Genomic DNA, 1049 nt, shown 5'->3' with positions numbered 1-1049 from the left:
CTGTGCGCGAGTTTGCTTTTCGCAGATCGCGTCGTAACCGATCAGCTGGGTCGCGACGTCACGCTGCCTGATGAGGTTAAGCGCATAGTCGTGCTTCAGCACCAAAGCCTAAACGCGCTCAATGAGCTAAACGCGCTGGATAAGGTCGTCGGCGTGCAGGAGTCGTGGGAAAAGTCGCTCGGCAAAAACTACATCCGCCTAGCGCCGAGCCTCAAAGATATACCGACCCCTGGCGATCTAAAAGTCATCAACTACGAGGCGGTGCTTAAGCTAAAGCCAGACGTCGTGATCGTCACGAACTACATCCCGCAAGAATACATCGACAAAATGACGGAGCTCAAAATCCCCGTCGTCGCCGTTAGCTTTCAGCGTAGCGACGCCGCCGATAAAGGCAAGCTAAATCCGACCTTCAAAGACGACGAGGCCGCCTACACCGAGGGCTTTTACGACGGGATCGAGCTACTTGGCAAGGTCTCAAACCGCGAAAAAGAGGCCGCCGAGCTAATAAGCTTCGTCAAAACCTCGCAAGAGCAGCTAAAGGCTAAATTTAGCGACTTCATCGTCGATAAAAGGCCTAAAATTTACATGGCAAATCCAGATCTCACGACCTACGGCAGCGGCAAATACACGGGCATAATGTTTATGCGAGCCGGCGCGCAAAACGTCGTGGCGCAGAGTATCAAGGGCTACAAGCAGGTGTCCGCCGAGCAAGTTTTAGCGTGGGCGCCGCAGATGATCTTCGTGCAGGATCGCTACCCTCAGGTGCCCGCCGAGCTCAAATCAAACCCGCAGCTTGCAAATTTAAGCGCGGTCAAAGAGGATAAAATTTACATGATGCCCGAATACGCCAAAGCGTGGGGCTATCCGACTGCCGAAGCCATGGCGCTTGGCGAGTGGTGGCTAGCGATGAAGCTCTATCCAACGCACTTTGACGAAGCGGAATTTAACAAAAAAGTAGAGGAATTTTATCAAAAATTCTACCGCACGAGCTATAAATGAAATTTTCCGCCCTGCTGCTGCTCTGGGTCCTGCTATTTGCGGTATCGCTG

General features: G+C 52.6%; 1 protein-coding gene. It reads left to right on the top strand.

The window, feature by feature from the left end; all coding sequences use genetic code 11:
• Positions 1-999: ABC transporter substrate-binding protein (locus Q0095_RS04860; RefSeq protein ID WP_297881885.1), on the top strand; the 999-nt coding region annotated here is incomplete at its 5' end.
• Positions 1000-1049: the final 50 nt, after the last annotated feature.

It is taken from the genome of uncultured Campylobacter sp. (genome assembly GCF_938045535.1).
In the GTDB taxonomy this organism is placed as follows: domain Bacteria; phylum Campylobacterota; class Campylobacteria; order Campylobacterales; family Campylobacteraceae; genus Campylobacter_B.
This window is presented reverse-complemented; position numbering and strand designations above follow the sequence as displayed.